Origin of the sequence: Bacillus cereus group sp. BfR-BA-01310, from assembly GCF_022664325.1 — a bacterium.
GTDB lineage: Bacteria > Bacillota > Bacilli > Bacillales > Bacillaceae_G > Bacillus_A > Bacillus_A paramycoides.
Genome location: NZ_JAKUHD010000001.1, coordinates 221,628 through 240,010, shown reverse-complemented (window position 1 = coordinate 240,010; position 18,383 = coordinate 221,628). Strand labels below are relative to the sequence as shown.

Sequence of the window (18,383 nt, the reverse complement as noted above, 5' to 3'; positions counted from 1 at the left end):
GATTCGACATGAAGCAATCAATCAATATTCAAGATCAGTTTTTAAATCAACTCCGTAAAGAGAATACGTTCGTTACGCTGTACTTATTAAATGGTTTTCAGCTTCGTGGATTAATTAAAGGGTTTGATAACTTTACAGTCCTACTGGAAACAGAAGGTAAGCAACAGCTTATTTATAAACATGCAATTTCTACATTTGTACCTCAAAAAAATGTTTCAATTGAATTAGAGTAGTAATGAATTGTACATAACAAAAAAGAGCGAGTTTCTCGCTCTTTTTTTATTTGTCATAAACAATAAATAGTGAAATTTAAGCGATTCTAAATATAGTAAGTCGAACGTTAGTGTTTCCGGTTGAAGGGAGCGTAATCTCGTTAAGAGTAGATTGGAGAGAAATATTTGCGCCAGCTGCTAAAGTTTCAATTGTTGTAAAGGAAAGCGAGTCGCCTATTAAATTAGAGGAGAAATTATCTGTTGCGACTGTACCATTTATTGAAATTCCAACACCAAATGGGGCGCCGCCTGGTGCAGTTGTAGAGATTGAGACGCTAATTACATAAATACCAGCATTGACGACGGTAACTGTGTCTGTGCCTTTAAAAATAATATTGTTTACATTAATTGCAGTGCCGAAAATGAAGTTATTAAATTGGAGTACAGTTTGTTGAATATTATTTTGTACAACAATTGTCGCGACTGGGAAGTTTGGTCCAGTCGGTCCGGTAGCACCCGTGATACCTTGAGGTCCAGTGGCACCAGTAGCGCCAGTATTACCTTGAGCGCCAGTATTACCTTGAGGTCCAGTGGCACCAGTAGTGCCTGTGATACCTTGAGCACCCGTATTACCTTGAGGTCCAGTGGCACCAGTAGCGCCTGTGATACCTTGAGCACCCGTATTACCTTGAGGTCCAGTGGCACCGGTAGCACCTGTGTTGCCTTGAGCGCCAGTATTACCTTGAGGTCCAGTAGTACCTGTGATACCTTGAGCACCCGTATTACCTTGAGGCCCAGTGGCACCAGTAGCGCCCGTGATACCTTGAGGTCCAGTGGCACCAGTAGCACCTGTGATACCTTGAGCGCCTGTGTTACCCTGAGGTCCAGCACTACTTGGAAAGCATGGTTTGGAGAATTTATTTTGATTGTCGTTAAAACGAGACATTAAATCTCTCCTTTCTAATTAGACTGTGAGCGAAACTCATCATAGTAGATGCAGAGAATAGGTAAATGGTCATAGTAAAATTAATTGTTTCAAAAAAAAATAGAAAAAACGCCTTATTATAAGGCGTTTTTTCTATTTTCTGCGTATTGATAATATCGTTTTAATGAAATTTTTGATTTGAAGCCAACTAATTTTATGATTTCAGGTTCTGGGATTTGTTTTTTTATTAGGCGTAGAATAAAGGTGTTCCGAAAATGTTGTCCGGAAATGCCTTTACGTAAATTTGCTCTTGCTACTTCAAGTCGGATCATTTTTTGGATGGCAATTTCTGTTAAAGCCTTTGGTGCGTCATTTTCATATACCCATCTATATGTTCCGCGATTAAAATCGAATGCCACAAATAATGGATCATTGCTATGGTATTTGGGGCGAACTGGTTCTGGGATACTTTTATAATATGTGTACAATTGTTTTTTGTCTTCATTTGTTAATGTGATTGCTCTTGCTACTCCTGCGGTTGCTGGAATAGACAATGTATTGGTTTCAAAGTGAACTTGATGCATAGTTAATGCTGTAAGTTCTTGTAAGGATAGTCCGTAGTCGATTAGTAGGTTTAAAATAGCGATATTACGATCCATTAATAAAGGGCGAACAGGACGTTGCTTTTCTGAAAGGCCTTCCAATGAAGTGACTATATGTTTTAATCTTTTTTCTTCATCGGATGAAATGAAATCTTCATTACGTAATGCACGGTTTGGTTGAATAACGATTTCCATATTCTTCAATGGATTAGGAATGTTTAGAAAATGATACATTCTATTTAATACAATAAATACACGATGCATTGTTTTCTCTGAGTAGTGTCGATTCTTTTTTAAGTCGGAAAAGTAATCTTCATAGTCTTTTGTACAAAGTGTAGCCCATATATTACTGGAAGGGAGCTTTTTGTTTTTTTCTAACCAATGTCCGAAATCTTCGATGTCATAGACATATCGTTTAATAGTTGAAGACTTTCGGCCTTTATTCAATAAAAAAATAGAAAAGGCTTGTATTGTATCATGGAATTCCGTTGTTTCCATAGTCCCACCACCTTAATTATTTCTTATATTATAGCAAACTTTTCTGAAAATAGGCATTTGTAAGGGGGACGGGAATAATAATATTTGATGAGTGGATAAAATGAGGTGATTGTATGGAACAATCAATGCGTAAGAAAAATAACAATCAAATTAATATCGTGTTAAACCATCGGAAGAAAATTTCGTTACCGGCATCGGAAGATAAAACTGTAATTTCAAGTGAAACCACTACTAAACATGAGATGTTGCAGAGAATTGAAGAAGAGATGGGAAAGCTTGTTGGGATGGATGACATAAAAAAGATAATTAAAGAAATTTATGCTTGGATTTATGTAAATAAAAAAAGACAAGAGATGGGGTTGAAATCTGAGAAGCAAGTGCTTCATATGTTGTTTAAAGGGAATCCGGGTACTGGGAAGACAACTGTTGCTAGAATGATAGGGAAATTGTTGTTTGAGATGAATATTTTATCAAAAGGGCATTTAGTTGAAGCTGAACGTGCTGACCTCGTAGGGGAGTATATCGGTCATACAGCGCAAAAGACAAGAGATTTAATAAAAAAGGCTATGGGAGGTATTTTGTTTATTGATGAGGCGTATTCTTTAGCGCGTGGGGGAGAGAAAGATTTTGGAAAGGAAGCCATTGATACACTTGTGAAGCATATGGAAGATAAGCAACACGGTTTTGTATTAATTTTGGCTGGGTATTCAAGAGAGATGAATCATTTTCTTTCGTTGAATCCAGGGTTACAATCTCGCTTTCCGTTTATTATTGAATTCGCAGATTACTCAGTAAATCAGTTGTTGGAAATTGGGAAGAGAATGTATGAAGAGCGTGAATATCAGTTATCTAAAGAGGCGGAGTGGAAATTTCGAGATCATTTACATGCAGTAAAGTATTCGTCGCAAATTACATCGTTTAGTAATGGACGATACGTACGGAATATTGTTGAAAAATCAATTCGAACACAAGCTATGCGATTGTTACAAGAAGATACGTATGATAAATATGATTTAATTGGGATATCAAGTATTGATTTGATGCTTGAAGAGGAGACGCACAGTACGTAAGCTGTGCGTCTGTTTTTTTTTGTACATAACTTCGTTTACTCTTTTTTTTCTTTTTCTTGGTAAGATTTATGAAAGCGTTCCATTTTAGCGCTCTTTTCATGTGCTGAATTTGGATCGTGTCCAAATTGGTTTACGGAGCTTTTTTGAGCTCCTTTATTAACATGGTTTGTCATTTGTATTCACCTCGCTTTAAAAATTAGTATAAACATTATGTAAAGAAAAACTCGTTAGAAAAGAAAAACCTCTTTACGATATGTAAAGAGGTTAGATTGCTATTTATGCATTGAACGTTCGTTTGTATCGATGCGTCTATGCGGTAAATGCCATTTGTAATGAATAGAAACCATGCGGAAGCAAACAATTAAAATGAATAAGGTGTATAGAGCCCAATCGCTAACGATAATTTGAGCCCCAATTAAAAAACCTGCTAAAATCGTCCAAAATGCATATACTTCAGCTCGAAGGACGAGAGGTTTTCTGCGGGCTAAAAGGTCACGAATAATACCGCCGCCAATGCCGGTTAAAACAGCGGCTACGATTGTAGCGCTAATTGGTAAATTTAGTTTTTGTGCATAAAGTGCTCCTTGTACGGCAAATGCTGATAAGCCGATGGCATCCGTGATGTTTTCCCACTTTTTCCAATGTCTAATCAATTTATTTGGAAAAAGAAAAATAATCGTCATTGATAATAGTGCGATTTGGAATAACATGTCTTGTTGCCAAAACGCGACGATTGGATAACCGATTAATAAATTACGAAGGGCACCTCCCCCAAATGCGGTTGCCATTCCTAAAATATACACCCCGAAAATATCATAATCTTCTTCCATTGCAACAATGGCTCCGCTTAGTGCGAAGGCGATTGTGCCTATGATGCTAAAAATCTCCCATGCCATGAATTTTCTCCCCCGCTAACTAGATGAAATGTGCTTCCTCTGCTATTATATTAGAAGGTTTAAATTTCGAAAAGGATGAGTGAACATATTTGATGGAAGAAAAAGAAAAAGTCATATTAGTTGGCTGTCAATTGTCGCAAGATGATGATGAAAAATTCATGCATTCCATGAAAGAGCTTGCATCGTTAGCGAAGACTGCGCGAGCAGAAGTGTTAATGTCCACAACGCAAAAACGCCCGAAGTTTCATCCGGCGACTTATATAGGAAAAGGTAAACTAGAAGAGCTTACGATGTTAACTGAAGAATTAGAACCAGCTGTTATTATATTTAATAACGAGTTAACGCCGAGCCAAATTAGGAATTTATCTTCAGTATTAGATGCAAGAGTGATTGACCGAACGCAGTTAATACTAGACATTTTTGCGCAACGTGCGAAATCGAGAGAGGGTAAGCTTCAAGTAGAATTAGCTCAGTTGCAATATACAATGCCGCGCCTTATGGGGCAAGGTCTATCTTTATCACGTCTTGGTGGTGGAATTGGTACAAGGGGACCGGGAGAGACAAAGCTTGAAACGGACCGTCGTCATATTCGATCACGTATTGATGAAATAAAGAAACAACTTGCGGTTGTTGTGGAGCATCGAAAAAGATATCGTGAGAGAAGAAAAGATAATAAAGTATTTCAAGTTTCATTAATTGGATATACAAATGCAGGGAAATCTACGTTGTTTAATAGATTAACGGAAGCGGATACGTTTGAAGAAAACTTATTGTTTGCAACGTTAGATCCGACAACAAGGAAGATGCCGTTACCTTCTGGTTATACAGTGTTATTGACTGATACGGTTGGCTTTATACAAGATTTACCTACGTCGTTAATTGCTGCTTTTCGATCTACGTTAGAAGAAGCTGGTGAAGCGGATGTTATTTTACATGTTGTTGATTCGGCAGACCCTAATTATGTAGGGCATGAGCAAACGGTAAAACAACTATTATCAGATCTTGAAATTAATCATATTCCTATTATTACGTTATATAATAAAAAAGATGAATTGCATCAAAATTTTATTCCATTTCCAAAAAGTGATTTCTTAATGACTAGTGCTTTTGAAGAAAATGATTTATTACGTATTAAAGAAGCGGTAGAAACGAAGATGGAGGAAGAAATGGTTGTTTATCAAGTGAAACTCCCGCCTAGTGAAGGTAGATTGTTAACACTTTTAAAAACGGAAACGTTGCTAACAAAAATGGAGTTTTTAGAAGAAGAATTTGTGTACGATTGTACAGGATATATATTTGCTCATTCATCGCTTAATGGGCAATTAAAGAGATTTTTAGTGGAAGAAGGAGAAAATAATAATGTTTGATCGTTTGAAAAATGGAGAAAAAATTGCTCCAATCGTAAAAGAAGTAGAAAGTCAAGTTACAGAAGTGCATAAACGTGTGGATGAAGTAATTGAAAGTAACCAATTTCGTGTATTAGAAAGTTTTCGTAAACATAAAATTAGCGATTCGCATTTTATTCCGACGACAGGTTATGGCTATGATGATATTGGTCGTGACACGTTAGAGAAAGTGTATGCTGATGTATTTGGAGCTGAAGCTGGTCTTGTTCGTCCACAAATAATATCGGGTACTCACGCAATTTCAACAGCTTTATTCGGTATTTTACGTCCGGGAGATGAGCTGTTATACATAACGGGAAAGCCATATGATACGCTAGAAGAAATCGTTGGTGTGCGTGGAAAAGGTGTAGGTTCTTTTAAGGAATATAATATTGGGTATAAAGCAGTTCCGCTAACTGAAGAGGGGTTTGTGGACTTTGAAGCTGTTGCAGCTGCAATCCATAGTAATACGAAGATGATTGGCATTCAGCGTTCAAAAGGGTATGCTACTCGTCCGTCGTTTACCGTTTCTCAAATTAAAGAGATGATTGCGTTTGTTAAAGAAATTAAACCTGATGTTGTTGTATTTGTAGATAACTGTTATGGCGAGTTTATTGAAGAGCAAGAGCCGTGTCATGTTGGTGCAGATTTAATGGCGGGTTCTCTTATTAAAAACCCGGGTGGAGGAATTGTTAAAACTGGTGGTTATATTGTTGGTAAAGAACAGTATGTGGAAGCATGTGCATATCGTTTAACATCTCCAGGAATCGGTGCGGAAGCAGGGGCATCTTTATACAGTCTGCAAGAAATGTATCAAGGTTTCTTCTTAGCGCCGCATGTTGCGGGTCAAGCGCTGAAAGGTGCGATTTTTACAGCTGCATTTTTAGAAAAGTTAGGAATGAATACATCACCAGCGTGGAATGCATCAAGAACGGATTTAATTCAATCTGTTCAATTTGATGATAAAGATCGTATGATTGCATTCTGCCAAGCGATTCAATATGCATCTCCAATTAATTCTCATTTTACGCCATATGCAAACTATATGCCGGGTTATGAAGATGATGTAATTATGGCTGCTGGGACGTTTATTCAAGGTGCAAGTATCGAATTGTCGGCTGATGGCCCGATTCGTCCGCCTTATGTTGCTTACGTACAAGGTGGATTAACTTATTCGCATGTAAAGATTGCGATTTGTTCTGCGATTGATGCGTTAATTGAAAAGAATCTATTAACAATTTCTTAAAGGGAAGCTGTCGATTTCGACAGCTTTTTTTCATGTGAAAGTAATGGTTTGTGCCATTAGAAAAAAAGAATGAAAAAATTCCTAAAAAAATCATGTAAGAAAAGCTTACATCTATTGACACTAAACATAACATGATATAAAATGAGAAGCAGTTAAGGCGAAGGAGGAACTGAAACGATGAAAGAAGATAGACGTTCTGCCCCGCTGTTTCCTATTGGTATAGTAATGGATTTAACACAATTGTCTGCACGTCAAATTCGCTACTATGAAGAGCATAATCTTGTTTCTCCAACCCGTACAAAGGGGAATCGTAGATTATTTTCATTTAACGATGTAGATAAGTTGTTAGAGATTAAAGATTTATTAGATCAAGGCTTAAATATGGCTGGTATTAAGCAAGTGTTACTAATGAAAGAAAATCAAACAGAAGCAGTGAAAGTAAAAGAAGAAACGAAAGAAATTTCAAAAACTGAGCTTCGCAAAATACTTCGAGATGAACTACAACATACAGGTAGATTTAATCGGACTTCATTGCGACAAGGTGATATTTCAAGGTTTTTTCACTAAAGATAACTGATTCTGAAGGTGTTTAGAGGGACTAAGGAGGAATTTATAATGGCTAGGTACACAAAAGAAGATATTTTCCGTTTGGCGAAAGAAGAGAATGTAAAGTATATCCGCTTACAATTTACAGACCTTTTAGGAGTAATTAAAAACGTAGAAATTCCAGTGAGCCAATTAACAAAAGCTCTTGATAACAAAATGATGTTTGATGGATCTTCTATTGAAGGTTTCGTACGTATTGAAGAATCTGATATGTATTTATATCCGGATTTAGATACTTGGGTAATTTTCCCTTGGACAGCTGAAAAAGGTAAAGTAGCTCGATTAATCTGTGATATTTACAATGCAGATGGCACTCCATTTGAAGGAGATCCACGTAACAATTTAAAACGTGTATTAAAAGAAATGGAAGCTTTAGGATTCTCAGATTTCAATCTTGGACCAGAGCCAGAATTCTTCCTATTTAAAGTAGATGAAAAAGGAAATCCAACATTAGAATTAAACGACAACGGTGGATACTTCGACCTTGCGCCGATGGATCTAGGGGAAAACTGTCGTCGTGATATCGTTCTTGAACTTGAAGAGATGGGCTTTGAAATTGAAGCGTCTCACCATGAGGTTGCTCCAGGGCAACATGAAATTGACTTTAAATATGCAAATGCAATTCGCTCATGTGATGACATTCAAACATTCAAACTTGTTGTAAAAACAATTGCTCGTAAGCATGGTTTACATGCAACATTTATGCCAAAACCATTATACGGTGTAAACGGTTCAGGTATGCACTGTAACTTATCATTATTTAAAAATGGTGAGAACGTATTCTTCGATCAAAATGGTGAATTACAATTAAGTGATGATGCTCGTCACTTCATCGCAGGTATTTTAAAACATGCACCAGCATTTACAGCGGTAGCAAACCCAACTGTAAACTCTTACAAACGTTTAGTACCTGGATATGAAGCTCCATGTTACGTAGCATGGTCTGCACAAAACCGTAGTCCATTAGTACGTATCCCTGCATCTCGTGGTATTAGTACACGCGTAGAAGTACGTAGTGTTGACCCAGCTGCAAACCCATATTTAGTAATGGCAACATTATTAGCTGCAGGTCTTGATGGAATTAAAAACAAATTAACTCCACCAGCTGCGGTAGACCGTAACATCTATGTAATGACAAAAGAAGAGCGCGAAGAAGCAGGTATCGCTGATTTACCAGCAACATTAGCGCAAGCATTAGTTACATTACAATCTAATGAAGTAGTATGTGGCGCGCTAGGAGATCACTTACTTGAGCACTTCATCGAAGCGAAAGAAATTGAGTGGGATATCTTCCGTACGCAAGTTCACCAATGGGAACGCGATCAATATATGTCTCTATACTAAGAGCAAGAGAAGCCTTGATACTACGGTATCAGGGCTTTTTCGTCATTTATCTACAGTAAATTGTGGCGAATGCTTCCAAAAGGGCTTGATACTCTTATTGGAGATTGTGGAGTGAGGCTTTCAGGTGGTGAACGCCAACGACTTGTACTAGCTCGGGCGATTTTAAGGCAAGCGTTCATTTTAGTATTAGATGAAGCTACGAGTGCGTTAGATACTGAAAATGAAGTGAAAATCCAATCAACATTAGAAAGATTGAAAGGAACGATGACTATTATTGTTATTGCGCATCGTTTATCTACGATACGTAATGCAGATCAAGTTATTGTTTTAGGAAAAGGTGAAATTGTTCAAAGAGGTGAATTTAATCAATTGGCTAAAGAGAGAAAAGGTGTGTTTCGAAATTTATTGGGCTCACAAATGGAAGTTGGTTCTTAGAGGAGAAAAAATGAATGAAGTTTTGTATTAATGTAATTAGAATTGAATGAAAGCCTGGATAATGGCCTGTTACAGTAGGACCTTATTCGGGCTTTCATTTGTGTGTTTTCTATATTTAGGGGATAAATATAGTTAAGTACCTTGCAATGAACAGTACTAAGTGGTATATTATGGATAAAATAGGTACCGTGTATTAAACAGTACTAAAATAAGAAAGGAGGACTGTCCTTGAACGTTCAGTTTAAAAAAGGTGTGTTAGAACTGTGTGTATTGGCACTTGTAAAACGTAAAGATTGTTATGGCTATGAACTGGTTCAACAAATCTCTAATAAGTTTTTAATATCAGAAGGATCAGTATATCCGTTATTGCGTCGTTTAACGAAAGAGGGATATTTTCAAACATATTTAAAAGAGTCTACGGAAGGGCCGCCTCGTAAATATTATCAACTAACTGAGCAAGGTGAGACGCAACTTCATTTATTAGTAGCAGAGTGGCGTGATTTTGCGAAAGGTGTACAAGAAATTATTGAAGGGGTGAATTGGGATGAATAAAGAACAGTTCCTTCGGGAATTATCGAATCAGCTTAGAAAGTTACCGGAAGAAGAGAGGAAAGACATTTTATTTGATTATGAAGAGCACTTTCAGTTTGGGGTAGAAGAGGGGAAAACTGAATCGGAGATAATAAAAGGACTTGGTTCTCCGAAAGTGATTGCAAAGGAATTACTTGCGATGTATCGCTTTGATGAAATGAAAAAAGATCCATCGACTTCAAATGTGACAAGAGCTGTCATGGCGGCGATTGGACTTAGTTTGTTTAACTTTATTATTGTGTTAGGCCCATTAATTGCAATTATTGCTACTATATTTTCTCTTTGGGTTGCGGGGATTTCTAGTGTAGTGACGCCATTTTTCGTTATTTTAAAAGTGTTTATGGGTACTTTTTTATGGATTGACTTATTCGTTAGTATCACGTTTGTTGGAGTTGGTTTGTTGTTATGTATTGCAGCTTATTATAGTACGAAGTGGTTTAAAAGATTATGCGTACGATATGTAATATGGAACTTCAAAATGATAAAAGGGGAGTAGATGATGAAAAAAATATTGTTAGTAGCTATCGCTTGTATCATTATTGGAGTAATAGGGATTTCACAAACATATGAAAAAGCAGTACAAACTGCAGAAAAAGGAAATAAAGAAGACGTAATTAAAAACGAAACGCTAAAAAATGTAGAAGTTAAGTTAGATGCTGGAGATATTGTTGTCCGAAAATCTCCTGATTCCTCTTTTTATGTAAAGCAATCAGGAGATTTACGTAAACAGGAGATTCGTATTGCTGAAGATGGTGACACATTAAAAATTAATGGAGAAATAGAGAAAGGTGTTTCATTTGATTTCTCATTTTTTACTTTCAATTTTCAAACGCCTACATTGACTATATTTGTACCTGAACGTTCTTATCAAGAGATAAAAGTAAATTCAGCCGCTGGACAAATAGAAATAAGTGATGTGAAAAGTGACCGCGTAAGTGTTGGAACACTCGCTGGAGAAGTGGATTTGAAACATATAACAGCTAAGAATGTGGATGCAACTTCAAAAGCTGGTAGCGTGAATATTAAAAAAGTAATAGGGAAAGTAACAGCAAAAACGGCTAGTGGTGATGTGGATGTTATTGATCATGATTCTAAATATGATCTAGAGGCAAGCTCAACTGCTGGAGATGTAGATATTACTTTATTGGAAAAACCGAAAGACGCAGTTATAACCGGGCGAAGCGCTGCTGGAGAAGTGACAATTTTTAATGAGGAAAATAAAAATATAACAATTGGTAATGGAAGTACAAAGATTAGTGGGAAAACTTCTGCTGGAGATGTTACTATTGAAACGCGTTAATAATTAATTAGATGTATTCGTTCAATTAGTTTTTAAATGAACGGAAATCTATCAAAATACAAAAAGAAGAAAATTACTTATATAAATAAGGTAATTTTCTTCTTTTTATTATTTTTAGTGTAAATCGCGATATACGCCAATTACTTTTCCAATAACTGACACTTGTTTTAAAATGATAGGTTCTAATGAAGAGTTTTCCGGTTGTAGACGGAAATGATCTTTTTCTTTATAGAAACGTTTAACAGTTGCTTCATTGTCTTCGGTTAAGGCAACTACAATTTCACCATTGTATGCAGACTGTTGTTGGCGAACAACGACTAAATCACCATCAAAGATACCAGCTTCAATCATACTATCTCCAGAAATTCGTAACATAAACACTTGATCTGCTCCGGCAACAATGCTAGCTGGAAGCGGGAAGTGCTCTTCTACACTTTCGACTGCTGTAATCGGTAAACCAGCAGTAACTTTTCCGACGATTGGAACTTGAATAACAGATTGTGTTTCTGTTTCCATTCGGTTGTCACCTAAAATTTCAATTGCTCGTGGTTTTGTTGGGTCACGTCGAATATATCCTTTTTCTTCTAGTCGTGATAAATGTCCGTGCACTGTAGAACTAGAAGCGAGGCCGACTGCTTGACCGATTTCACGTACGGAAGGTGGATATCCTTTTTCTTGTACTTTTAGCTTAATAAAGTCGAGAATGTCTTGCTGGCGTTTCGTTAACTTTTCCATGTTTTCTAACACCTCGTTTTCTTTCATTTTTCTTATTAATAAGTATAACATGTGAAAAAACATTCTACAAACATAAGTTCGAACGAAAGGCGGATTTATGATACACTAGAGGGAAAATATAGTGAGAAAGAGGGGTTCGAAATGAATGCAATTATTTATGCACGTGTGAGCACAACAAAAGAAGCGCAGGAAACATCATTATTGCGTCAAAAAGATGAATTATTGCATTTAGCTGAGCGCTATCAAATGAATGTTATAAAGGTAATTGAAGAGCAGGCTAGCGGTTATACAATTGAACGTGATGGCATATTAGAAGTGCTAGATACAATTCGAGATGAACAAGTTGATGTGCTTCTTATACAAGATGAAACGCGTCTTGGTAGAGGGAATGCGAAGATTGCGTTAATGCATTGTTTACATAAAGAGGGAATAAAAGTTTATACGCACACGCATAGTGGTGAATTACAGCTTTCGGATTCTGACTCGATGGTGTTAGATATAATTGGGATTGTTGAAGAGTACCAAAGAAAGATCCATAATTTGAAAATTAAACGTGGTATGCAAAGAGCAGTGGAGAAAGGATTTCGTCCAGAGAATAATTTGAAAAATCGTCATTTAAGCGTAGGACGTGAGAAAAAAGAAGTGCCTATTGAAGAAATTGTACGTTTGCGTAGGAGTGAATTAACTTTTGAAGAGATTGCAGCAACACTTCGTGGTTTTGGTCATAATGTTTCAAAAGCAACTGTACATCGAAGATATGTAGAATATACAAAGCAATTGCTTGATAAAGAAGACTAACTATTGTATGATAATAATCAGTTTTGAGTAGAAGGGGGATTCGAGATGCTAAGTCACGAACTCATTGAACGCATTAACTTCTTAGCGAAAAAAGCAAAAGCTGAAGGCTTAACTGAAGAAGAACAACGTGAGCGCCAATCGCTACGTGAACAATATTTAAAAGGATTTCGTCAAAATATGTTAAACGAATTAAAAGGAATTAAAGTCGTTAACGAAGAAGGCACTGATGTTACACCGACGAAATTAAAAGCTTTAAAAAAGCAAGATAATGCAAAATTAAATTAAAAGATGGGCGTAGCCCATCTTTTTTTGATATTAATAGACAGATTCGCTATTTAATAACTTTCCAGTTATGATTTGTTGTTGCTTCTATCGTTTTATGCTTCAATATATAGTTAGCGATAAGTTCAGACATATCTATTGGTATGTCTTTTATAATGGGCTTATTTTGATACATAAGGAAGTTTCCGCCACCACTTGCACGATAATTATTCATAACGACATCGTATTCTTGCTTCATGTTGATTGGAAGTCCATCATATTCTAAAAAAGTAACTCTTTCGCCAATTGGTTTTGAAATGTTTAATACGTATGAAATTCCTTCCCACATATCGTAATTATAGTGCTGCGGTTTCGGTTCTATGTATGTAGGATTTACAATGATGTTTCCGCCCCCTTGTAATGTGAAATAGGCAGCAGAGAGTTCGAGAGCTTCTTTTATATCTGCTCCAGTCACTCGAATAACTTTTAATGTATTTGGATAAATATAATTTGAAACGATGTCACGCATTGTGACATGTTTTGGAAAACCCGGAGATTCATTGTGAAACAAACTTGTGCAAGAAATAGCAACTTCTGCTACATCCATCTGTATTTTATTAATAAATTCAATAAAGGGATGGTCTCGTAGACGCGTTTGCAGAGCATCAGAAATTTGCATATCTCCATTGATAACCCCAATGGGCTGATCAAGCCACTTTTGTGTTTTATCCTCGTAATCACATACAACAGAAAGGATAGCTTTATCTTCCTGAATCCCTTGTACAGACAATATTTCTGAATGACATTCTGTCGTAATCCATTCATTATTATTTCTTTCAAATGTCACTTTCATTTTTCCTAATGAATGCCCATTACAGCCGACTTGTAAAATTGTAACACCATTCACTTTTGTGTTTGTAATCGTTCGGTGTTGATGACCTGTTAGTAAAATATCTATATCGTCAATTTCATGACACATTGCATAACCTTGATTTTCACCTGTTAAAGCTTCAGTAGGTTCTCCAGTTTGTAAATCGCGTTCAAATCCTCCATGGTAGGCAACGACGAGTAAGTCAGGTTTTTCGTTTTCACGGATGTAAGAAACCCACTTTTTTGTTGTTTCTAGTGCATCTTCAAATAATAAATCTTCAATATGATGAGGTTGCTCCCAATTTGGGATGTAATGCGTTGTTACCCCTAAAATAGCAATTTTTATATTCGGCTCAATTTGCTTTATGATATATGGTTTTCCAAAATACGGTTTCTTTCTGTTTTTATCTAAAATATTGGCTGATAAATAGGGGATATTGGCAGTTGAAATAGCATTGTTTAATATGTCCATCCCGTAATTAAATTCATGATTTCCGATAATTGCAGCATCATAATCTAGATAATTGGCTAATAAGGCCATTGGGTTCTCTTTATCTTTTTCATAAGTAGCATAATGATAAGTGAAAGGAGTTCCTTGGATGAAATCACCGTTATCAATTAAAATCACATGTTCATTTGTAGAACGCTCTTTTTTAATGAGTGTGGAAATTTTGGATAGTCCCACGTCTGCTGGTAAGTTATTTTGATAGTGAATTGGATAAACATTACCATGTATATCGCTCGTTAATAAGATGTTAATAGTTACAAATCGATTTTGATTCAACATAATCCACCTTTTCTATTGTTATCTTACGATCAATCATATCAGATATGTGAAATGAAGTTTGATTGGAATGTTTAGAATGTGTAAAAATTCTGTAAATAAATAATTGTATGGGAAAATATGTGATATATTTCTACGTGTTTACAAAAAGTAAATTTATAACAAGGAAAATGGAGGCTTTAACATGTTGAAAAAAGTTTTTGCAATGGGTACATCGGTTGTATTAGCGGCGGGATTATTAAGTGGTTGTGGGGCGAAGGAATCAAGTACAAATAAAAGTGAAGATACGAAAAAAGGTTATGTACCCAAGACTTTAAATGTTCAATTTGTTCCATCGCAAAATGCTGATACGTTAGAAGCAAAAGCAAAACCACTAGAAAAACTGTTAAGTGATAAGCTGAATATACCTGTAAAAGTTAGTATTTCGACGAATTACAATACGATTGTAGAAGCGATGGCATCAAAACAAGTAGATGTAGGTTTCTTGCCTCCAACGGCATATGTATTAGCGCATGAAAAAAAGGCCGCAAATGTAATTTTACAAGCACAACGATTTGGAGTAGATGATGCAACAGGAGCTCCAACAAAAGACTTGGTAGATTATTATAAGTCTGAGTTTGTTGTAAAGAAAGATTCTAACATTAATAGTGTGAAAGATTTAAAAGGTAAAAAAATCGGGTATCAAGATGTAACATCTTCAGCAGGATATGTGTGGCCTGCAGCTGTATTGCTGAAAGAAGGGATAGATCCATTAAAAGATGTGAAACCTGTTACATTAAAAGGTCATGATCAATCTATTATCGCTCTATTGAATGGGGATGTAGATGCTGCGGTTGTATTCCAAGATGCTCGTAATATTGTAAAAAAAGACTATCCTAATGTGTTTGATCAAACAAAAATTGTGAAATTCACAGAAAAGATTCCTAACGATACTATTTCTGTACGCTCCGACTTAGATGCTGAATGGAGTGAAAAATTACAAGACGCATTTATCGAAATTGGAAAGAGTGAAGAGGGACAAAAAATTATTAAAGAAGTATATTCGCATGAAGGATATATTAGATCTGATGATAGTAAATTTGATATTGTTCGTGATTATGGAAAGAAAGTAAAAACGCAATAATACATACGGATATTTTACAGGTTCAGTGAAAATGGCGACTAACTGGAATTGTGTGTGTTTTCAGTTAGTGGGCCGTTTTTCGATTTTTATTATTAAGTAGAAAGTAGGTAAAAGGCGTGATTGAGTTTCGAAATGTTTCCAAAGTTTATCCGAACGGTACAAAAGGATTGAATAATATTAATATGGAAATTCAAAAAGGCGAGTTTGTCGTTATGGTAGGGTTATCTGGGGCTGGAAAATCAACACTTCTCAGATCGATTAATCGACTTCATGAAATTACAGGTGGAGAAATTATTATTGATGGAGAATCTATTACTGTTGCGAAAGGAAAAGAGTTACGACGTATGCGACGAGACATTGGTATGATTTTTCAAAGTTTCAATCTTGTGAAGAGATCTACTGTTTTAAAAAATGTATTAGCCGGACGTGTTGGATATCATTCTACATTACGTACAACGCTCGGGCTATTTCCTAAAGAAGATGTAGAGCTTGCTTTTCAAGCCTTGGGACGAGTGAACATCTTAGAGAAAGCATATACGCGGGCCGATGAGTTATCAGGAGGACAACAGCAACGTGTATCAATTGCAAGGGCACTTGCGCAAGAGGCAAAAATTATTTTAGCTGATGAGCCAGTCGCTTCTTTAGATCCGCTTACTACGAAGCAGGTAATGGATGATTTAAAGAAAATTAATCAAGATTTTGGAATTACAATGATTGTAAACTTACATTCTATCGATTTGGCTAGAGAGTATGCGACGCGCATTATTGGGTTACATGCAGGTGAAATTGTATTTAATGGACCTGTAGTAGAGGCAACGGATGAAAAATTTGCTGAGATTTATGGGAACTCCATTCAGAACAGTGAATTGTTAGAGGTGGCAGTCAAATGAATGATGTGACTATACATTCGAAAACGATACCGAAACCCCCTAGTAAACTGAAGCATATGTTAACTGCTGCTATTATCATTTTATTATTGTGGAGTAGCAGTGTACAGGTAGATGCATCATTTTCGAAACTTGTAACTGGCTTTCCAAATATGATGGATTTGCTGAAGGAGATGGTACCACCAGATTGGGGCTATTTTCAGGTAATTACAACGGCGATATTAGACACAATTCGTATGGCTATTATTGGAACGACTTTAGGTGCCATTTTAGCTATTCCTCTTGCATTATTCGCGGCGAGTAATGTGTTTTCAAATATGGCTTTATATGGTCCGGCTCGATTCGTTTTAAATTTAATTCGAACGATACCAGATTTATTATTAGCAGCTATTTTTGTAGCGATTTTTGGAATTGGACCACTTCCAGGTATTTTGGCGCTTACTTTTTTCTCTATTGGGCTTGTTGCGAAGTTATTATATGAATCAATCGAATCGATTGATCCAGGTCCATTAGAAGCAATGACCGCTGTAGGAGCAAATAAGGTGCAGTGGATTGTATATGCAGTAATCCCGCAGGTGAAGGCACACTTCGTTTCTTATGTTCTGTATACATTTGAGGTGAATGTACGTGCAGCCGCTGTTTTAGGGTTAGTTGGAGCAGGCGGAATTGGATTATATTATGATCGAACGCTTGGGTTTTTACAATATCAACAAACTGCTTCTATTATTATTTATACACTCGTTGTTGTATTGGGAATTGATTATATAAGTACATTGTTACGGGAGAAATTATGATGAGTGAACCGAAGATGGTGGTACCGAAACCAAGGAAACCGAGTTTATATCGTTGGGTTATTTTTATTGCACTTGCAGTTCTCTATATATGGGCATTTTCCGGAGTACCGCTAGAAGGAATAAAGGATACAGCTGGCGAAATTACAAAAGCGATCATGACAGGGGTGTTACATCCAGATTGGTCGTACGTGTCATTACCGGATGGCGAAGACTTATTGCAGGGTTTAATTGATACGTTAGCAATCGCAATATTAGGTACATTTATATCAGCATTTTTATCTGTCCCATTTGCATTTTGGGCAGCAACAAATATGAGTACGGAAAAAGTGACTTCTGGAACAGGGAAATTTGTACTAAGTTTTATTCGTACATTTCCGGAGTTAGTTATGGCACTATTATTTATAAAGGCTGTTGGTCCAGGTTCTTTTGCGGGTGTATTAGCTTTAGGACTGCATTCTATTGGAATGTTAGGGAAACTGTATTCGGAAGGGATTGAAAATATAGATAAAGGGCCGACGGAAGCGTTGATTGCAACAGGAGCGAATCGTCTTCAAATACTTTGGCATGCAGTATTACCACAAGTATTACCGGATTTCTTGTCATATACGTTATATAGGTTTGAAATTAATGTACGCTCCGCTTCAATTTTAGGAGTTATTGGAGCAGGCGGAATTGGTACACCCTTAATTTTTGCACTAAGCTCACGAAATTGGTCTCGTGTAGGTATTATTTTACTAGGTATTATTTTGATGGTAATTATTATTGATTTTATTTCGAGTTCGATTCGAAAGAGAATCGTATAAGTGTTTTTTGAAGCACCCACTCAAGGTGCTTTTTTTGCATAATAAGAGAAATAATTCGGATAGTATTTAATAACACGGGTATATTTCACATTTGTGGATGTAGTGTTTTGTATAAAAATACAGATAATTCTCTTTCTTCCTAAAATAAAAACATTGAAAAAGTATGTCATATTGAATGCCCATACATTGCCGGAATCATTGATTTTTTTATAAAAAAT

20 protein-coding genes and 2 pseudogenes are annotated in these 18,383 nt (G+C 36.3%); 16 read left to right on the top strand and 6 right to left on the bottom strand.

Going from position 1 to position 18,383, the window contains the following annotated elements:
* The first annotated feature begins 8 nt into the window (after positions 1-8).
* Positions 9-233 (top strand): RNA chaperone Hfq, encoded by a 225-nt coding sequence (gene hfq, locus MR109_RS01240; protein ID WP_000813896.1) that lies wholly within the window; start codon positions 9-11, stop codon positions 231-233.
* A gap of 76 nt (positions 234-309) precedes the next feature.
* Here hfq and MR109_RS01235 read toward each other — a convergent pair.
* Together MR109_RS01235 and MR109_RS01230 are read right to left on the bottom strand one after the other, a co-directional pair.
* Positions 310-1,104: pseudogene (locus MR109_RS01235) on the bottom strand (Gly-Xaa-Xaa repeat protein); the annotation flags it as partial.
* Positions 1,105-1,274: 170 nt separating this feature from the next.
* Positions 1,275-2,237, bottom strand: a complete 963-nt coding sequence (locus tag MR109_RS01230) for a tyrosine-type recombinase/integrase (RefSeq protein ID WP_002172997.1) — start codon at positions 2,235-2,237, stop codon at positions 1,275-1,277.
* Positions 2,238-2,350: 113 nt separating this feature from the next.
* On the opposite strand from MR109_RS01230, the gene spoVK reads away from it, so the two are divergent.
* A complete protein-coding gene (spoVK, locus tag MR109_RS01225; RefSeq protein ID WP_002172996.1) occupies positions 2,351-3,307 on the top strand; it encodes a stage V sporulation protein K in 957 nt (318 codons plus the stop codon).
* Between the two features lie 35 nt (positions 3,308-3,342).
* Here the strand turns inward: spoVK and MR109_RS01220 are convergent, their stop codons facing one another.
* On the bottom strand, positions 3,343-3,480 hold the full coding sequence (locus MR109_RS01220; RefSeq protein ID WP_242270674.1) for a hypothetical protein: 138 nt from the start codon (positions 3,478-3,480) through the stop codon (positions 3,343-3,345).
* Positions 3,481-3,579: 99 nt separating this feature from the next.
* Positions 3,580-4,203 (bottom strand): trimeric intracellular cation channel family protein, encoded by a 624-nt coding sequence (locus tag MR109_RS01215; protein ID WP_000312272.1) that lies wholly within the window; start codon positions 4,201-4,203, stop codon positions 3,580-3,582.
* A gap of 92 nt (positions 4,204-4,295) precedes the next feature.
* On the opposite strand from MR109_RS01215, the gene hflX reads away from it, so the two are divergent.
* The 8 genes and pseudogenes from hflX to MR109_RS01175 all read left to right on the top strand — a co-directional run bounded on the left by hflX (position 4,296) and on the right by MR109_RS01175 (position 11,110).
* On the top strand, positions 4,296-5,570 hold the full coding sequence (gene hflX, locus MR109_RS01210; protein ID WP_242270672.1) for a GTPase HflX: 1,275 nt from the start codon (positions 4,296-4,298) through the stop codon (positions 5,568-5,570).
* Positions 5,563-6,834: a methionine gamma-lyase family protein gene (locus tag MR109_RS01205; protein ID WP_242270670.1), complete on the top strand. Its 1,272-nt coding sequence runs from the start codon at positions 5,563-5,565 to the stop codon at positions 6,832-6,834. The genes hflX and MR109_RS01205 overlap by 8 nt, the downstream gene beginning before the upstream one ends.
* Before the next feature lie 177 nt (positions 6,835-7,011).
* Entirely contained in the window at positions 7,012-7,401 is a 390-nt protein-coding gene (gene glnR / locus MR109_RS01200; RefSeq protein WP_000656783.1) for a transcriptional repressor GlnR, read from the top strand.
* Between the two features lie 48 nt (positions 7,402-7,449).
* Complete coding sequence (gene glnA, locus MR109_RS01195; protein ID WP_002172992.1) at positions 7,450-8,784, top strand: type I glutamate--ammonia ligase; 1,335 nt, start codon at positions 7,450-7,452, stop codon at positions 8,782-8,784.
* 66 nt (positions 8,785-8,850) lie between these two features.
* Positions 8,851-9,219: pseudogene (locus MR109_RS01190) on the top strand (ATP-binding cassette domain-containing protein); the annotation flags it as partial.
* Positions 9,220-9,447: 228 nt separating this feature from the next.
* Positions 9,448-9,771 (top strand): PadR family transcriptional regulator, encoded by a 324-nt coding sequence (locus MR109_RS01185; protein WP_048371500.1) that lies wholly within the window; start codon positions 9,448-9,450, stop codon positions 9,769-9,771.
* Positions 9,764-10,306, top strand: a complete 543-nt coding sequence (locus MR109_RS01180) for a DUF1700 domain-containing protein (protein ID WP_048371498.1) — start codon at positions 9,764-9,766, stop codon at positions 10,304-10,306. The genes MR109_RS01185 and MR109_RS01180 overlap by 8 nt, the downstream gene beginning before the upstream one ends.
* Positions 10,307-11,110 carry a DUF4097 family beta strand repeat-containing protein gene (locus MR109_RS01175; RefSeq protein WP_242270668.1) on the top strand — a complete coding sequence of 268 codons (804 nt, stop codon included), beginning with the start codon at positions 10,307-10,309 and terminating at the stop codon, positions 11,108-11,110.
* A gap of 114 nt (positions 11,111-11,224) precedes the next feature.
* Here MR109_RS01175 and lexA read toward each other — a convergent pair whose 3' ends face one another.
* Positions 11,225-11,845, bottom strand: a complete 621-nt coding sequence (lexA, locus tag MR109_RS01170; protein ID WP_048371643.1) for a transcriptional repressor LexA — start codon at positions 11,843-11,845, stop codon at positions 11,225-11,227.
* Between the two features lie 141 nt (positions 11,846-11,986).
* Here lexA and MR109_RS01165 point away from each other — a divergent pair, with 141 nt between their 5' ends.
* Both MR109_RS01165 and MR109_RS01160 read left to right on the top strand, forming a co-directional pair.
* Complete coding sequence (locus MR109_RS01165; protein WP_071718129.1) at positions 11,987-12,643, top strand: YneB family resolvase-like protein; 657 nt, start codon at positions 11,987-11,989, stop codon at positions 12,641-12,643.
* A 45-nt stretch (positions 12,644-12,688) separates the two neighbouring features.
* On the top strand, positions 12,689-12,928 hold the full coding sequence (locus MR109_RS01160) for a DUF896 domain-containing protein (protein ID WP_002172959.1): 240 nt from the start codon (positions 12,689-12,691) through the stop codon (positions 12,926-12,928).
* 46 nt (positions 12,929-12,974) lie between these two features.
* Here the strand turns inward: MR109_RS01160 and MR109_RS01155 are convergent, their stop codons facing one another.
* Positions 12,975-14,558, bottom strand: coding sequence for a bifunctional metallophosphatase/5'-nucleotidase (locus MR109_RS01155; protein ID WP_242270667.1), 1,584 nt, complete (start codon positions 14,556-14,558; stop codon positions 12,975-12,977).
* Between the two features lie 184 nt (positions 14,559-14,742).
* On the opposite strand from MR109_RS01155, the gene MR109_RS01150 reads away from it, so the two are divergent.
* From MR109_RS01150 to phnE (MR109_RS01135), 4 genes are all read left to right on the top strand, one after another.
* Positions 14,743-15,681: a phosphate/phosphite/phosphonate ABC transporter substrate-binding protein gene (locus MR109_RS01150; protein WP_098304063.1), complete on the top strand. Its 939-nt coding sequence runs from the start codon at positions 14,743-14,745 to the stop codon at positions 15,679-15,681.
* A 116-nt stretch (positions 15,682-15,797) separates the two neighbouring features.
* A complete protein-coding gene (gene phnC, locus MR109_RS01145) occupies positions 15,798-16,571 on the top strand; it encodes a phosphonate ABC transporter ATP-binding protein (protein ID WP_048371485.1) in 774 nt (257 codons plus the stop codon).
* Positions 16,568-17,362, top strand: a complete 795-nt coding sequence (phnE, locus tag MR109_RS01140) for a phosphonate ABC transporter, permease protein PhnE (RefSeq protein WP_025148017.1) — start codon at positions 16,568-16,570, stop codon at positions 17,360-17,362. Before phnC ends, phnE (MR109_RS01140) begins: the two co-directional genes overlap by 4 nt.
* Positions 17,362-18,165 (top strand): phosphonate ABC transporter, permease protein PhnE, encoded by an 804-nt coding sequence (gene phnE, locus MR109_RS01135; protein ID WP_242270665.1) that lies wholly within the window; start codon positions 17,362-17,364, stop codon positions 18,163-18,165. Before phnE (MR109_RS01140) ends, phnE (MR109_RS01135) begins: the two co-directional genes overlap by 1 nt.
* The last annotated feature ends 218 nt before the right edge of the window (positions 18,166-18,383 follow it).

Coding starts and splice junctions, on each gene's coding strand:
- hfq (WP_000813896.1), top strand. CDS start 9: ATGAAGCAATCAATCAATATTCAAGATCAGTTTTTAAATCAACTCCGT.
- MR109_RS01230 (WP_002172997.1), bottom strand. CDS start 2,237: ATGGAAACAACGGAATTCCATGATACAATACAAGCCTTTTCTATTTTT.
- spoVK (WP_002172996.1), top strand. CDS start 2,351: ATGGAACAATCAATGCGTAAGAAAAATAACAATCAAATTAATATCGTG.
- MR109_RS01220 (WP_242270674.1), bottom strand. CDS start 3,480: ATGACAAACCATGTTAATAAAGGAGCTCAAAAAAGCTCCGTAAACCAA.
- MR109_RS01215 (WP_000312272.1), bottom strand. CDS start 4,203: ATGGCATGGGAGATTTTTAGCATCATAGGCACAATCGCCTTCGCACTA.
- hflX (WP_242270672.1), top strand. CDS start 4,296: ATGGAAGAAAAAGAAAAAGTCATATTAGTTGGCTGTCAATTGTCGCAA.
- MR109_RS01205 (WP_242270670.1), top strand. CDS start 5,563: ATGTTTGATCGTTTGAAAAATGGAGAAAAAATTGCTCCAATCGTAAAA.
- glnR (WP_000656783.1), top strand. CDS start 7,012: ATGAAAGAAGATAGACGTTCTGCCCCGCTGTTTCCTATTGGTATAGTA.
- glnA (WP_002172992.1), top strand. CDS start 7,450: ATGGCTAGGTACACAAAAGAAGATATTTTCCGTTTGGCGAAAGAAGAG.
- MR109_RS01180 (WP_048371498.1), top strand. CDS start 9,764: ATGAATAAAGAACAGTTCCTTCGGGAATTATCGAATCAGCTTAGAAAG.
- MR109_RS01175 (WP_242270668.1), top strand. CDS start 10,307: ATGATGAAAAAAATATTGTTAGTAGCTATCGCTTGTATCATTATTGGA.
- lexA (WP_048371643.1), bottom strand. CDS start 11,845: ATGGAAAAGTTAACGAAACGCCAGCAAGACATTCTCGACTTTATTAAG.
- MR109_RS01165 (WP_071718129.1), top strand. CDS start 11,987: ATGAATGCAATTATTTATGCACGTGTGAGCACAACAAAAGAAGCGCAG.
- MR109_RS01160 (WP_002172959.1), top strand. CDS start 12,689: ATGCTAAGTCACGAACTCATTGAACGCATTAACTTCTTAGCGAAAAAA.
- MR109_RS01150 (WP_098304063.1), top strand. CDS start 14,743: ATGTTGAAAAAAGTTTTTGCAATGGGTACATCGGTTGTATTAGCGGCG.
- phnE (WP_025148017.1), top strand. CDS start 16,568: ATGAATGATGTGACTATACATTCGAAAACGATACCGAAACCCCCTAGT.
- phnE (WP_242270665.1), top strand. CDS start 17,362: ATGAGTGAACCGAAGATGGTGGTACCGAAACCAAGGAAACCGAGTTTA.